The 15,544-nt window shown below is 43.0% G+C and carries 7 protein-coding genes; 4 read left to right on the top strand and 3 right to left on the bottom strand.

Annotated elements, in window-relative coordinates:
* Nucleotides 1-18 precede the first annotated feature (18 nt).
* Nucleotides 19-3,093, bottom strand: a complete 3,075-nt coding sequence (locus tag QE390_RS00340; RefSeq protein WP_307140606.1) for a TonB-dependent receptor — start codon at nucleotides 3,091-3,093, stop codon at nucleotides 19-21.
* Between the two features lie 378 nt (nucleotides 3,094-3,471).
* Nucleotides 3,472-6,303 (bottom strand): triple tyrosine motif-containing protein, encoded by a 2,832-nt coding sequence (locus QE390_RS00335; protein ID WP_307140605.1) that lies wholly within the window; start codon nucleotides 6,301-6,303, stop codon nucleotides 3,472-3,474.
* A gap of 378 nt (nucleotides 6,304-6,681) precedes the next feature.
* On the opposite strand from QE390_RS00335, the gene QE390_RS00330 reads away from it, so the two are divergent.
* Complete coding sequence (locus QE390_RS00330; RefSeq protein WP_307140604.1) at nucleotides 6,682-8,268, top strand: alpha/beta hydrolase-fold protein; 1,587 nt, start codon at nucleotides 6,682-6,684, stop codon at nucleotides 8,266-8,268.
* Nucleotides 8,269-8,274: 6 nt separating this feature from the next.
* On the opposite strand, the gene QE390_RS00325 is transcribed toward QE390_RS00330, so the two are convergent.
* Complete coding sequence (locus QE390_RS00325) at nucleotides 8,275-9,657, bottom strand: Fic family protein (protein ID WP_307140603.1); 1,383 nt, start codon at nucleotides 9,655-9,657, stop codon at nucleotides 8,275-8,277.
* 2,487 nt (nucleotides 9,658-12,144) lie between these two features.
* Between QE390_RS00325 and QE390_RS00320 the strand changes: the two genes are divergently transcribed.
* The 3 genes from QE390_RS00320 (at nucleotide 12,145) to QE390_RS00310 (ending at nucleotide 15,334) form a co-directional block, all read left to right on the top strand.
* On the top strand, nucleotides 12,145-12,807 hold the full coding sequence (locus QE390_RS00320; RefSeq protein ID WP_307140602.1) for an AAA family ATPase: 663 nt from the start codon (nucleotides 12,145-12,147) through the stop codon (nucleotides 12,805-12,807).
* Nucleotide 12,808: 1 nt separating this feature from the next.
* On the top strand, nucleotides 12,809-13,132 hold the full coding sequence (locus QE390_RS00315) for a hypothetical protein (RefSeq protein WP_307140601.1): 324 nt from the start codon (nucleotides 12,809-12,811) through the stop codon (nucleotides 13,130-13,132).
* A gap of 1,242 nt (nucleotides 13,133-14,374) precedes the next feature.
* On the top strand, nucleotides 14,375-15,334 hold the full coding sequence (locus tag QE390_RS00310; protein WP_307140600.1) for a replication initiation protein: 960 nt from the start codon (nucleotides 14,375-14,377) through the stop codon (nucleotides 15,332-15,334).
* The last annotated feature ends 210 nt before the right edge of the window (nucleotides 15,335-15,544 follow it).

Here is a 15,544-nt window from a genome sequence, read left to right as displayed (position 1 = left end):
TAAGCTTCTTTTATCAGTTTAGAATCCCAGGTTCAGGCCTAGCATAAAGGAACGAGCTTGGGGATAGATGCCTCGGTCAATGCTGGTGACGCCGCCGCCAATCTCAGGATCGTACCCTGAATAGTTCGTAAGCGTAAGTAAATTCTGACTCATGACATAAATTCGAGCCCGTTGCATACCGATTTTGGTCGTTACCGTTTTAGGAATGGTATACCCTAACTGTAAGGTTTTGATGCGGAAGTAACCACCGTCTTCCAGATAGAAATTGGAAGGATTCAGGAAGTTTTTGTTGGGGTCGCCCTCCACAATTCGGGGATAATCGTTGGTGGACCCTTCACCCGTCCAGCGGCCCAGAACCGAGGTCTGGTAGTTGGCAGGCTGAATATCCAGACGACGCAAGCCCTGGAAGATTTTATTACCTGTCGCTCCCTGACCAAACAATACGAAGTCGAAGTTTTTATACCCCAGGTTCAGCGTAAATCCGTAGCCTACCGTCGGCGTGGGGTTACCCAGGAAAGTTCGGTCGTCTTCGTTAATCTGACCGTCACCATTGAGATCCGCCCAGCGGAAATCTCCGGGTTTTGCATTCGGCTGAATGACCTTTCCATCCGCATTGGTATAACTCTCTACTTCCCCCTGATTCTGGAAAATGCCCATCGTCTGAAATCCATAGAATGCGTTAATAGGCTGCCCAACGGCTGTGCGGGTAATGGGGTAACTACTAGCCTGGAAGCTTTGCCCGCCCGACAGGTATTCAATGCCACGGCCCAGGTTGGTTACCTTATTTTTGATGTAGGAAACGTTGCCATTCAGAGAGAAATTAAAGTCTCCGAATTTTTTCTTATACCCCAGTTCCAGTTCAATCCCCTGATTCTGAATATCAGCTACGTTTGCAGCGGGATTAGAAATGGCCCCAACGTAACCCGGAATGCGAGGATTTTGTAGAACGTCGGTAGTTACCTTTTTGAACCATTCCAGGGTCATGCTAACGTTGTTAAACAGCGTTGCATCAAAGCCAATGTTGGTTTGGGTGGTCTGTTCCCAGCGAAGATCAGGGTTAGCCGGTGCGTTGGGACTGTAGCCAATCAGATAGGTTCCTGAGTTACCAAAGGCGTAGTTACGACCGCTACCAATGGTAGAAAGGTAAGCGAAATCGCCGATGGCATCATTTCCTACTACCCCGTAACCCCCGCGTAACTTGAAGAAATTAACGACCTTTTGTTCAGGAAAGAATGCTTCCCGCGAAAGTACCCAGCCGAGTGACAGCGAAGGAAAGACCCCGTATTTGTTATTGGCTCCAAAGCGGGACGAACCATCCCGGCGGATCAGGGCCTGAACCAGGTATTTTTCATCATAACTGTAGTTAATCCTGGCAAAAAGAGAACTTACCCGGTGCAACGCTCCTTCGGAACCATCCGAAGACCGCTGATCGGTAGGGCGTTTGTAGTTGAGGGATGCATCATCAAAGTTATCAGCCGGGATGTTATAGAACGTCACGCTGTTCATGAACGTATTGTTATCCTGGTAAGCCCCCTGCCCTACCAGCACGGAAAAGTTATGACGATCAAAATCACGGGTGTATGAAATCGTGTTTTCCAGGTTATAATCCAGACGACGGTTCATCACGCGGGAAAAAGACGTTTGCGACGTAATCGTCGTTGCATTCAGATACGCCAGTGGTGAAAAGCTTTCACTACCCCAGAAAGACAATTTAGCTCCCAGCGTAGAACGCAATTTCAGTCCTTTGATCGGTTCAGCTTCAAGGTAAGCATTGCCAACTATGTTATCCGACCAGCCATAGTTACCCAAACGGGTCTGCATATACGCCAACGGATTGGTGATTTCCTGAGCTACGTAACGCGAGATTCCATAAGGCCGTCCGTTCGCATCCCGGCGAATGCCAGTGTTGGTATAAGGAGCCGCCGCCGCTTCTGTCGGATCGGTAATGACCGTTGGCGTAAGGGGGTCCAGGTTAATGGCGGAGCTTAAAGGCCCACCAAACTCGCTGTTCGTGTTCCCTAAGCCTACGTTTTTCTCACGACCATACCCTAGATTCTGACCGAACGTCAGCCACTTGGCTAACTTGTGTGTAGAGTTCAGACGAATATTCAGACGATTGTACTTCGAGATAGGCGTAGCCACAATGCCTTCCTGATCGATGTAACCCAGCGAAAGATAGAACGTTGATTTTTCACTACCCCCACTGATGCTCAGCTCATGATTTTGACGACGGGCACTGTTATTGAAAATGACGGATTGCCAGTCGGTGCCTTGTCCCAGCGACTCAGGATTAGCAAAAAGAGGCTGACGACCCGCATTCACTAATGATTCGTTGCGAATGGTAGCGTACTGACTGGCATTCAATAAGTTCAGCTTCTTTGCTGGAGAAGAAACCCCATAAAAGCCATTGTAGCTTACCTGAATACTTCCAGCTTTTCCTTTTTTCGTCGTTACGAGAATAACCCCAGCAGCAGCTCGTGCTCCATAAATGGCCTGAGAAGCAGCATCTTTTAATACCTCAATCGATTCAATGTCTGATTGATTCAGGTAGCCAATGCCTCCGTTATCCACCACTACTCCATCAATTACCCAGAGAGGATCATTGTTATTAAGCGTCGTTAATCCCCGAACCCGCACAGAAGAGTTAGAACCGGGCTGACCCGAACTTTGCGTAATAGTCAACCCCGATGCCCGCCCCTGCAAGGCTTCATCCACCCGGGTAATGGGCATGGTAGCCAGATCCGATGCTTTTACACTGGAAATAGCTCCTGTTACAACACTCTTTTTCTGAGCACCGTATCCTACTACTACTACTTCATCCAGATTTCCGGCATCTTCTTCCAGCACTACATCAATCTGGGTACGGTTACCCACAGTAATGGTTTGCCGCTTCATCCCTACCTGCGAAAAAATCAGGACAGCTTCTGAACCCGGCACGGTAACCCGGTAATTACCGGCAGCGTCTGAAGTGGCACCCGTGGTAGTGCCCTGTACTAAAACGGAAACGCCAACCAGTGGAGCTCCCTCCCCTTTAGCAGTTACCTTTCCTGTGACGGTCAGGCCCTGGGCGGCAACTCCCAAGAAACCAGCCATCAGGCTTATTAGGCTTAGCAAGAGTGTAAATTTTCTCATCATTCGATGAACGTGTTTAAGAGAATGAGACAACTAATTATGGGGTCAAAATTAGAGTCGTCTTCCAGGATTCAGGTTATTTTCCCACCCCTACATAAACACTACTTTACGCTGGTTCAGAGCTATTTTACCGCCCTTTATCCCCTACTTCACCACTACAACTCTTTCTTAAAGTATTCATAATCAATCCCTTACAAAACGATAAAGTTATATAACTTTATTAATAATAAATAGAACTAAAAGTACTGGATTTACACCTGGATTTCAGGACTGGAATACTTATCAAATGAAAAAACGGACGAAATGATTGCCCGTTTTTTATCATTTGATAAAGGTGTATTATCCATTCATGCGAGGTTCTTTCGACAGATCTACCAGAAACTCGTACAAGTTAATTTCTGAGTTAAGGTTTAGTTTCTTACGCAGTCGGTACCTACCAATTTCAATGGCCTTCACCGTTACATTCATCAGACGAGCAATTTCTTTGGACGAAAGATTCATCTTCAGGTATGCACAAAGCTTCAGATCATTGGGCGTCAATTCAGGGTATTTCAGTTTAAGCAAATGAAAAAAGTCATCATTCACGGTATTGAAATGTAAGGTAAATTGCCCCCAGTCGGCATCTTTACTTTCTACGTCCCGAATGAGGCGTAGTACCTGCCGGAAGCTCAGGGCACTGTCTTTACTATCCTGTTTTTTAGCCAATGTCGTTACGACGTCTTTGACTTTCCCCAGTACTTCGCCCCGTTGTACGAGTTGCATCGTCATGGCTGCCAACTCTTTATTCTTAAACTCGACGTCGGCTTCCAGTTGCTGGTTTTGCAGTCTTACCAACTCTTTTTCGGTGCGGTCTAATTCCAGTTGATGCAGATAGGTAAGCTGCTTTTGTTCGGTCTGGTGCTTTCGGCGTTGCCAGGCAAACAATTGGTACAGAACTCCCAGCAGAATCAGCGTATAGGCTCCATAACTCCAGTAACTTTCATACCAGGCAGGTTCGATAAAGAACGCATACGTAAACACATCGGACTCCTGCCCCAGATTCGTGCGAGCTTTCACCTGAAAGGTATAATTCCCCCAGGGTAAATGGGTATAAGCTTTTTCCGTTTTTGTACTCCAGGTAGACCATTCCGAATCCACACCCTTGAGTTGATAGCTATATTCGGTGGTATTCTGTTGGGTGTAACTTGGAGAGGTAAATTCAAACACCAGAGAATTCATGCCCGGCTGTAGCGTTATCCCTTCCCCAACCATGGGATACCCGCCGAAAATAAGGCTATCGCGAGCCCCGGTTACCTTTACTCCACTCAACAAAATTGCAGGTTTTTGAATCTGCTTCTGGTACTGACGATAGTTAATGTGTACAAAACCGCGATTGCTTCCCACAAAAATATTGTCTGAATCAATGGGATAAATGGACTCAAAACCTCCTACCAGCTTACCCGTCAGCTCAGGGAAATAAAGAATCTGGGGTTGTGACCCCGTCTGAAAATCAATAAGTCCTAATCGTTTATGATTCACAAACCAGATATTTCCCTCCGGGTCTTCTTTTAAATACTGAATAGCCAGATTACCCAGAAGCTTTTGAAAAAAGGCAGAGGGAACAAACCAGTTCTCCTTAGCATTAAATTCGTAAATGCCTTTTTCAGTAGTAACCACCATTTTTCCCCGAGCCTGATAAACGTAGTTATACAGACTGGAAGGTAACCCGTTTTCCTTAGAGTACACCTGAACGGACGCCATCTGTGAGTCTTGGGGTTTCCATTTGATCTGGAATACCCCCCGACTGGGATGGGAAGACCAGATGGTATGTTGCGTAGAATCGACGTACAGAAACCGCAGAGATTCCCGTAAGCCCGCTATATCCGTAACCGAAGCGGAGGCCGTTAACTGACGTAGACCATCATACGTACCAATCACATAGTGCTGAGCAGAAAAAGACGCCCAGGTCCAGGTACCGGGCAAATTACCTTTTTCTTTTACCTGGCGGTCCTGAATATGAAACAGTCCGTTCTCATGACCCATATACAGTTCTTTACCCAGCAAATCCAGCCGCCATACCTGTCCTTTCCCTTCGGCTATTTCGCTGAAAACGCCCTGGGCCTTGCTTAAATCAGCGGGGGAATCCTCCAGTGGGGCGACGTACAGCCCATTGGAAGTACCCGCATACAAAAGATTTCCTACTTTAGCCATTGAGTAACCCGTCGTGGGTTTGGAACCATTCGGGTAAATGTATTGAATGGGACTATTCAGGGTAATACAAGCGATACCATCGTTCAATGCCAGCCAGAGGTTCTTGTTTTTATCCAGCCAGATTCCCCGAACGTTCGGGTTTGGCAGACCTTCGGCTGAGGTATATTTCTGGATGATTTTTCCCGACCGATCAACGATGTATAACCCAGAGGCGTTGGTCCCCAGAGCATATTGATTGTTCTCAAGAGCCCAGGCACAATAAATCCGATCTGTGATGAAGGTGGCATCAGCAGAGGTTTTTTGGGGACTGAGTGTACCGCCCTGCCATTGATAAATACCTTTTTGTAAGGTAGTGAACCAGAGAGTATGCCGCCCCGCTGGCTGAATGGAAGTCAGGCTGTGTTGTTTCAGCACTGGATCTTCAGAGACAAGCTTCCAGCGATTCCCCTGCCACTGATAAAGACCTTTGTCCGTTTGCTGAGCATAGAGGACACCCGTTGCCTTTCCCATAAAGATCCAGGCACTTTCAGAGGGATACACCGTCAGTTTCCCGGCATGGAAGTGCATGATCTGGGCTAGCGACTGAAAAAAGACGTCCTCTCCTACGATGCTGACATTCCAGACATCCCCAAAACTGCGGTCTTTGGAAGCAAGCAAAGGCAAAAGGGAATGATACGTCAGGATTCCATTGGCATTCGGTTCAAAGTAGCCGATTTCTCCCAGTCCACCCACGTAGATCCGTTGATTGGACGCTATTTCGAGCGAACGGACCGCCGTATGATTAGTCAGCGGATAGGTATTCCAGAAATGACCATTGAAGGTTAACAACCCTTCATTGTTCCCGAAATACATAATACCGCGAGCATCCTGAGCAATGTCCCAGTTTTGCATGCCTGCTTTGTAATCGTTACTGCTGTAATGAATAACCTGCGGAGTAGAAAGACGTTGCTGAGCTAGTGCCGTACCCTTTAGTACGATCATCGACCAGAGGCACAGGTAGAATAGATTGAACCACTTTGGAAAGATCCTGCCTAATACCTGAGTCTTTATATGGTCTATACTGTTTGGTGAAAAAACAGTTTTTTGTTGTTTCATAGCGTGGATAAACTAAAGAAAGGCGATCAATGACCGCCTTTCTAACTATCAAATTTAATACTATTCCTTTATAAATTCCAGTGTTCCGTCCGGATGATTATACCGAAAGTTAAACGCAGGCAGGAAAATCCGTTTCATCTCATGCCCAAACAGATAGGGATGACTCTCTTGCGATACTAATAAGTAGGGACAATTTTATTCAGCATCACGTACACTTAGACCAGCCCAAGCAACCTAACCCATACTCTTTACATCTATTTTTCTATGGAAAAGAGATGGGTTTTATTTTGGGTGGGAATCTTTCTGCAGGGGCTGACTGCTTCCAGCCAGGTATTGATTTCGGGGCGGATTATCGATGCGGAACGCCTCACACCCCTAGCCTGGGTACACGTCACCCATCATTCATCCCGGCTGATTACTCAGTCATTGGAGAATGGTCAGTTTACCCTCTCATTGCCATCCTCTTCTTCCAACGATACCTTGCTTTTTTCCCTGGTAGGTTACCGCGAACGGCGGCTTCCAGTTCAGGAGTTACTACGAACCCGTTCATCCACTATTATTACGTTGGAGGAACAATCCACTATTCTGAAGTCGGTTCATATTCGCCAATCGAAGCTAAAGGAACGCACATTTGGCATTCGCAAGCGGAGCCCTTTGATTCATTTTACCGACGGAATGTTTAAGGCTACAGATTCCGTGGAAATAGGTCAGGTTATTATGCTGGGTCAAGACCAATCGCCTATCACTTCCCTACAGCTTTACGTTACCGAATCCCGAAAAGATTCGGCTTCTTTTCGCATCCGTTTTTATCGGATTAAGCAAAATCAGCCTACGGATCTGCTTTGGGAATCCTCCGTTTTTCGACGGGGACCCATTCAGGAAGGCTGGTTACGCTTTGATCTCCAATCTGCCAATCTCACATTGAATGGGACCTTTTTGGCGGTTCTTGAATTGATTCCCGAGCCAGGCTCAGCGGCATTGAAACCCCTGTCGTACGAAATCAAGCTCGGGGGCCGTTCCAAAAGCTTTTATCGAAAAAAGAACAGTGATATCTGGCATACGCCCCCTCATCACTATTGCCTGTCGGTAACTGCCCTGGTTAATCCTTCCCTACAAGAAACCGAAGTACCCGAAACGATTCCCGTCTTTTCACTTTTCTCCAAAGCCGTCGCCGATACTTTTCATCTGTTTGTTCGCCTGCCCCCCTCCTACCCTCGGTCACCGAAACGATCTTATCCGGTGATTTACTTACTGGATGCCAACGCATACTTCGATCAGGTTAGTGAACTTAGTTCTTCTTCCATACCCGAGTCCATTCTGGTAGGCATTGGTTACAAAGATGCGTACCTCATGGATTCATTACGCATACGTGACTATACGTATCCGGCAGCCCCCGCTTCTGATTCTCTTATGCTCAGCGGTGGTGCAGAGCGTTTTTATACCTTTCTTACGACGGAATTGATTCCAGAAATAGATCGCCGGTATCGCAGCATTCCTACTAACCGAACCCTGATGGGGCATTCCTTTGGTGGGTATTTTACGCTTTATGCATTGCATAAAGAATCATTAGGTACCTTCGTTTTTCGAAATTTCATTGCGGCTAGCCCTTCATTAACTTACGCAGATGGCTACCTTCCCCAAGTCTTTCGGCTTTCCTCCCCCTCTACCAACCATTTCGTTTTCCTCACCCTGGGAGAAACGGAGGGATCATCTGCCACCTTCAAAGACTTTAGTGAAATCCTGCACAAACATTCTACTTTACAGATACAATCCAAAATTTACCCACGGCTGGATCATATGGGCACGGTCTTACCCTCGTTTCAGGAGGGACTTCAGTTAATAGAGAAATAGATCATTTCATTCTTTCTCCCAGATTTCTCTCCAACGGATATACTCGGAAGGCCTCACCCGATACCGGGCATAATTTCCCTCGTGCAACGCTAACAGTTCTGTATCGACTGTCTCAATAAACCTGGCCTGATCTGCTTCAGGAATTTTCCGGGCAGCTTCCTGAATTTTTTTTGCGGCTTCCTGCTGGCTCATTCCTCCCGTGATGATTTCAGAAATAAGCGAACGGACATCTTCGCGGTACTCAAGCCGGAAGGTATCGGGTTCTCCCAAAGACTGCCGCACGGCTGCATAACGTAAAGCCGAACGTTCATACGCCCATAGGAACACATCTTTGAAAAGTTCGATTTGGTTTAGTTCATAAATGCCCAACAAGCCCTGCACGTATAAGTGATTAGGTACGTCTACGAATGCCAAAGGAGCTAGGTTATGCCGATTCAACGGAATGTTAGCAGCGAGACGAGACACGCGTTTATTCACATCATCGAAAGGTTGCAGGTATGGTAACTGTACCATGATAAAGAAGGCCTGCTCGAAAGGGTCTTCAATAGCCTGAGCTTTTGAAAGCATTACCCGGAACAACTCATCGATGAGTTGCGGCATGGCCAGTGGGGTAAACACGGAATTGGTAATTCCTACACCAAATGTTCGCAATCGACCGGAAGCCGCAGGGTCGGGCAACAGGTTATTTGATAACATGGCATGTAGATTAGTGAGGGTGTAATAATTAAAATCGATCTCCTCGGTGGTCTGTACGATAAACTCAATGGCGTCTTTATGATTGAGGATCATCTGAGCTTCGGCAACGGATCTATGATCGGCCAGCTTCCCCTGCGAAATCAGACGCTGGGTATCCAACAAACTATAGGTGTTCCCTTCTAACCGACTGGAGTTCCAGGATAAATCAATGAGAAGCCTTTGCAGGATTTCTTTAGCGTAAGTACCTGCGGGCTGGTTCAGTCGATTGGTTTGTCCTAACTCAGCCAACTTATGTCTTTCCTTTAAGCTAAGGTAATAGTCTACATTAGGACGATAATCGGTTAAAAACGCGGCATTATAACCTACCGGGCGACGAAGATGCTGCGGTAACGAAAGCTTTTGCAGTAAACCCCTCCCCTCTTCTGACAAAGGAATATCAGCAGTTAGGTTTAGCTGAGCGTTAGGAACCTCGGAAGCAATAGAAGCGGCTACCTGATAGGTAATAGCCCTCCCCTTACCAGAAGCAACCACAAGCCCTTCCTCTTTTAGTTTTTCCAGGCGTCGTTGCAAAGTGCGTATTTCAATGTCCAGATCCAGAGCATGCTTCAAGGCTTCCAGAGAAACGCCCTGTTTGAATTGTCCAAGCGTTTGAACAATCTTCTCTAATTCATAGGAAACTCTATTCTGCTTCATTTTTAAATTGCGACACTTTCACGACAAAAATAATCATAAACTGTCGCAATTATGGCTTACGCGACAGTTTCGCGACAAAAGTTTATCCATCGCTTTCTTATGACTCTTTATTAAACTCCGTACTTTAACTATGAATGCATCAGTCTTTCAACATCAGCCTAACAATTAATCTATTCATAATTAAATCATTACCTGTGAATTAAGTTCTTATTTAAGTTCCTTTATTAGTTCTTATCTTAGTTCTAATTCTCATTATTGCCCTCGCTTGGTGCTAAAACGACAATTGCCATAAGGAGCTTACGCACTGGAAACTAGCAGGTTCTAAATATATTCCTAATAAAGAACTATTTTTAGAACCTAATTTACAACTATTCTCTAACTACAGATGGAGAGGCTTATAAGACTTGTTGAAAGAGCAAGAACTATACTAGGAACCTATTTTAGTTCTTGGTATAGAATCATTATAAGTTCTGACGATGGAACTGATTATAGTTGTAAAATACGATAATGAAGGTATTTAAGTTCATTCGCAGGATTGCGTCAGCTAATAGGCACGATTGTCAAACTTCACTACTTTCCTTAGTTGCGTTTTCCAGCAAGCTCCACTACCCTAGTCGCAACTATTACAAGACTTCTGGTTTGTCCCTTATCCTATAAACCCTATGTTTTATTAATGCCTGTTGCTAGTATCACTGACTGTCGGCAAATCCTTCATTCAGGTCGCTGCATAAAATCATCGGAAAATCAATAATTGAATCAAGAGAGTCAACCTTCTCAAAACTCAACAAAGCATGTATAGACGTATAATTCAATATTTTAGAATGAATACAGTTCTTAAATAAGAACTAAATATGATTCTTTTTTAAGAACCCGATTTAGTTTCATTTATAAAACCTAAACAGGATGTGGTATAAGTTCTAACCTGTGGTTTCTAAACTTGTATTAAATGGGTAGGATAGGAACAGTCAAAATTTGAGTCTAAATAAAGGTCCCTTATTGCCCCCGAGAAGCCCCTCATGGTGCGAGATTTCATCCCGTACTTACCTACCTTCAGGCAGGTCCACCTGCCGTTATCTCAAGCTTTTCATTTAGACTAAAGATATGCAAAATCATTTGAGTATTATATTTACACTTTAGGTTCTATATCAGGTTTTAAAATTGGTTCCTATTTTAGAACCTGAATTATCTAAATTTCACTGTGTAAGTGATGAATAGGTATGGTTAGACTCTTACTATCGTACTGATATCACATTTAATAGAGTCATCCGATCTGTCATCCAGAGCGAAGCGAAGGAACTTACTTGCCTTTGCGAACCACTTAGTTATGAGGTATCTCTTCATAACCTTAAAGTCGGCGGAATCCGCTTCCTTCGTTCTAGACGACAGGCTTAGGATGAGGGTGAGTGGAACCTCACATCAGTGGTAGTTAGGTTCTAAAATAAGAACTTAATTTGATTCCTATTTTAGGCCTTTGCTTGTGGAAACTGCACAAATTATTAACTATCAAGTACACACAACAGCTTTTACGAGCCTACTAATACATCCATTAAAACAATCTAGCTAACTACGCTAACCGTATGATCAGCTAAGCTGTATTACTTTAGGCATAACCTATCTCTGTAAAAGTGTGGTTCTTAATCAAGTTGTAAATTAAGAACCGTTTTTACTTCTTAACTTACAACTAGTTTAGTGGATATAACTTGAGTTATCTATACGCGTCATTTTACCAGCACATTTCTTTATAACATGATCTATCAATGAAAGGTCCTGATTAATATCCTAATTCAATTTCCAGGTTAGATCCAGTCCAATGGAAATTGCTTGAGTTAAGGACGGTCAGTATTCTCTATAATTGTTTTTACTCAAGCCATACATTCTAAGATCAGGCCACCACTGATTGATTAAGGTCTAAATTAGGTTCCTAATTTGATTCTTAATTTAGGCCCAGTCTCATAGCTAGCTTATAATGCCTATGTATGATAGATCATTATAAACTAGCTATGATGCTTATTAGAGATAAGCTGTTCTATAAAAGTTAAGGTTCTTAAATTAGAACTTAACCAAGAACCTTTCTGCATTTCATTCACACTTGGATTGACGTAAGTTATCTAAACAACCCAAAGTCAGATGTATCATTGCATCATTGACATTCTCTGCAACTTATAATATAGACAAGATTCCTGAATAGGAACCAAATTTGGTTCTTACACTAGATTCTGATCAATAAAATTAGATCAAGCTATTTGCGTTAATTAGGGTTCTTCATTACGTCGGGCATCATTCAATATAGTTGAAGGGAAGGTGAATAGTTCCAGTATAAGTTCTTAATCAGGAACCTGAATAGATACTTATTTTAGTTCTTTAGTAGTCTGTTCTATAATTCCTGATAAAATTTTCATAGGTTTGTAAAGTCAGGGAAAGGTTCTGTAATAAGAACTAAAACAGGAACTACTTTAGGAATCGATACAACAACCTATAACAGAACCAATGATTATCACAGTAGGAGGTACCAAAGGCGGAAGTGGAAAAACTACCGTAGCCACCAACATTGCTATTTTTCTTGCTGAACAGGGTCGGAAAGTGTTGCTGGTGGATGCGGATGAACAGGAAACCACAGCAGACTTCACGGAATTCAGACATGATACTTTTGAAGGACAAGTAGGCTATACGCTGGTCAAATTGAATGGCGATAAAATCTATACGTCTATCCGGGATTTGAGTGAAGTGTTTACCGATGTTATCATTGATACGGGTGGAAGGGATACCATTTCGCAACGGGCCGCCTTAACCGTATCAGATGTCTACCTCATTCCTTTTGTGCCTCGGAGTTTTGAGATGTGGACCCTGGCTAAAGTAGAGAAACTGGTGAGAGAGGTAAAAATGATCAATCCTAAACTAGTTTCGTTTTCCTTACTTAATCGGGTAGAAGCTCGTAGCCAATACGTAGAATCCTGGACGGATTATTTGAAGGCGTCGGAGGATATTCAGTTTCTGGAAGCTCAATTAGGGGATAGGGTAGTGTACAGCCACGCAGCGATTCGTGGAATGGGTATCAATGAATACAAGCCGAAGGACGCAGTGGCAATCCGGGAGTTTACGGATTTTCTGCAAAAGTTATTAGAACGAGTTCCTGTACCAACCCCGGCATAAAATGGCAAAGACAAAGTTACAGGTGAAAATGCCTACGAAGGAGGCACCTACATTCGACGAAAAAGCACTGGAATTTATTCATAAAGGGGGCAGTATATCATCCGAAGTACAGCCAAACCATGGTATAAGCAAACCGGAAAGTACCCCGGAGGAAGAAGCAGATCCACTCAAAAGTTTTACGCTGCAACTTCATAAAAGCGAACTGGATAACATCCAGAAGATTGTTAAATCCAAAAGTACCCGCCTTGAGAAGTTGTCCATCCGAAAGTATTTGTTGAAGGCTATCTACGCCCAACTGGAAAAGGACTTGAGTGAATTGCAATAAATAAGTGGGACTTGCAGATAGGTCCCACTTATCATTTCCTTTACTTTCCTTTCCTTGCTGCCTACTTCCTTTTTCTATTATCCAAAGTGAAGGAACTTACTTGCCTGTGCAAAAATCACTTGGTCGTGAGGTATATATCTTAATAATCTTAAAGCCCTCCCATTTTACAGAAGTTCTCTCACTTCATTTGAAATGACAGTCTCCCTAGTTTAAAAATCTCTAAGCCATTGGTAATCGCTCAGTTGTCGAGCTTCAGATACGATTACCCTCTTATTAGAGCAGCAACTGAACACCCGCTATTACCACAAATTGCATGAGATTTCAGGGCAGACAGGACTCCAGAAGCTAAATAGTTGATGCCGTTTCAGTTATAGTTTTCAAAAAACCACAAATTGCATGAGGTTTTGCAAAAGAGTGGCTACCATGTACAGGCCTAGATACCTGAATATCAATGAAAACTTATTAATACAGGTAATCGAAAAACCACAAATTGCATGAGATTTCGATATATAACGATAGGGATAGTACTGTTTTTATAAAGACAATCCCATTTATACTATTGATAACCAGAGATTTATGAATGATTCACTACGAAAAAACCACAAATTGCATAAGCTTATGCAAGTGTCTGATTGTTAGATAGTTAATGATGATCTATTACCACAGATTGCATGAGGTTTTTGACAAGTTGGAATGAGTGTGAAAACTGAATCAGCAATCAATTTTCACCAGGAACTTATTCTTTATAAACTTTTAAAGCAGTAATTAATTAAAACACTGATAATCAATTTTTTATAAATGGGACTACCAGAGCAATACCATTAAACTAAAAAATTAGTTCTCGCCTTCCTTCTTTTCTATTTGATATTCCCTTTTTCCTTTCAAAAATAAGCGTGCGGCGGAGCCGACGCAGGCCGAAAAAGAGCTTGGGCCAATCAATTGATAAAATGATATTATATTAATTGATTAATGCCGGACTGTGGATAACGTTTGTAAATTTCTGACAATCAGGATTTTAATATTTCATATTACCACAAAATGCATAAGGTATTACCACAGAATGCATGAGGTATTACCACAAATTGCATGAGATTGCATAGGTCGTATTACCACAGAATGCATGAGGTATTGCCACAAATTGCATGAGGTGTATGGAAAAGGGATAAACAAAAACCACATATATTTTATTATTGTGGTAATAGTTATTACTTTTACCAACTTCTAGAACCTCAGGGCCTGCGTATGAAAAGTTTAATCAATATTAGTAATAGTCTCAACCTTACCAAACAGGAATTCACTACGGTAGAAAAGCATATTTTACTAATTACGCTGTTGCACCTGAAAAATCGGCAGGGTTTTGGAGTGAATATTGAGGAAAAGCTAGTGGTTTCTTTCCCGGCCACTGATATTAAAGAAACGAACCTGGTTCGGATCAAGGAATCGCTGGATAAAATTACATCAAGAAAAATCTTTTTTGATGAGTCTACCAAAAGTAAAGACTACTTCGGATACATCGTTCCGTTTACCTACGCCAACTATGAGGGTAGGGTAGGGGCCAGTTCTACCATTACGGTTGAACTCAATAGTCGCTGTAACAAACTGTTTCTGGAACTCGCCAACGGGTATACTACTACTGATTTACAGACGATTCTTAGCCTCAAAAGCGTTCATGCGATCCGCATGTATGAGCTTTTGATGATGTATCGCAAGAAAAACGAATGGGTTATTGAGCTGGATCGGTTAAAGGGCTTATTAGGGCTTAACCTAACGGCTTATAAAAGCTTCACGGATTTTGAAACCCGGATTTTAAAGTACACCCAAAAAGAGCTTTCGGAACATTGCAATTTGTTTTTTAACTGGGAGATTGCCGCTAAGGAGCGTAAGAAGATAACGTCCCTGAAGTTTAAGATTCAGGATGTTGACGGTATGGATCGGGAGCTGCTGGCGGAAGAAACTAGTAAGACCATTGATTATGTAAGTTCGCTGGGGGATATTGAAGTAGCTGCTAAAGTTCGGGCGGCCTGTTTGAAATATACGTTTACCGAAAAACAGATTCAGTGGATTTTGGAAACGAAGGAACGTATCAGCGAGCTTATCCGAATTGATCTGATTGTAGAAGATAAAATCAGTAAAGGAAAACCACCGCGTAACAGAACTAAATATGTGGCCAAAAGTATGGGTTTTGATAAGTTGAAGTTGTAGTGAAGTAATAGAGGTTATGAATATAGGAGGAATAATCATTATATTTATTGGTATTAAAACGTTATTATTATGTTATAAATCTGAATTAGTTATATCATCTCAGTAAGATTTATCTTTCGTTCTTTATACACTGTACTTATTAATCATTTATAAAATGAAATAAAGTAACCCACCCTTATAAATTACCTAAGAGTAGATAATCATCACATC

This window comes from Siphonobacter sp. SORGH_AS_1065 (assembly GCF_030818595.1).
GTDB lineage: Bacteria > Bacteroidota > Bacteroidia > Cytophagales > Spirosomataceae > Siphonobacter.
Note: the sequence above shows the minus strand (reverse complement) of the source record. Positions and strands in the feature narration are given on the sequence as shown.

Excerpts from the sequence above, each read along its gene's own strand:
- QE390_RS00325 (WP_307140603.1), bottom strand. The coding sequence starts at position 9,657 with ATGAAGCAGAATAGAGTTTCCTATGAATTAGAGAAGATTGTTCAAACG.
- QE390_RS00330 (WP_307140604.1), top strand. The coding sequence starts at position 6,682 with ATGGAAAAGAGATGGGTTTTATTTTGGGTGGGAATCTTTCTGCAGGGG.
- QE390_RS00320 (WP_307140602.1), top strand. The coding sequence starts at position 12,145 with ATGATTATCACAGTAGGAGGTACCAAAGGCGGAAGTGGAAAAACTACC.
- QE390_RS00340 (WP_307140606.1), bottom strand. The coding sequence starts at position 3,093 with ATGGCTGGTTTCTTGGGAGTTGCCGCCCAGGGCCTGACCGTCACAGGA.
- QE390_RS00315 (WP_307140601.1), top strand. The coding sequence starts at position 12,809 with ATGGCAAAGACAAAGTTACAGGTGAAAATGCCTACGAAGGAGGCACCT.
- QE390_RS00310 (WP_307140600.1), top strand. The coding sequence starts at position 14,375 with ATGAAAAGTTTAATCAATATTAGTAATAGTCTCAACCTTACCAAACAG.
- QE390_RS00335 (WP_307140605.1), bottom strand. The coding sequence starts at position 6,303 with ATGATCGTACTAAAGGGTACGGCACTAGCTCAGCAACGTCTTTCTACT.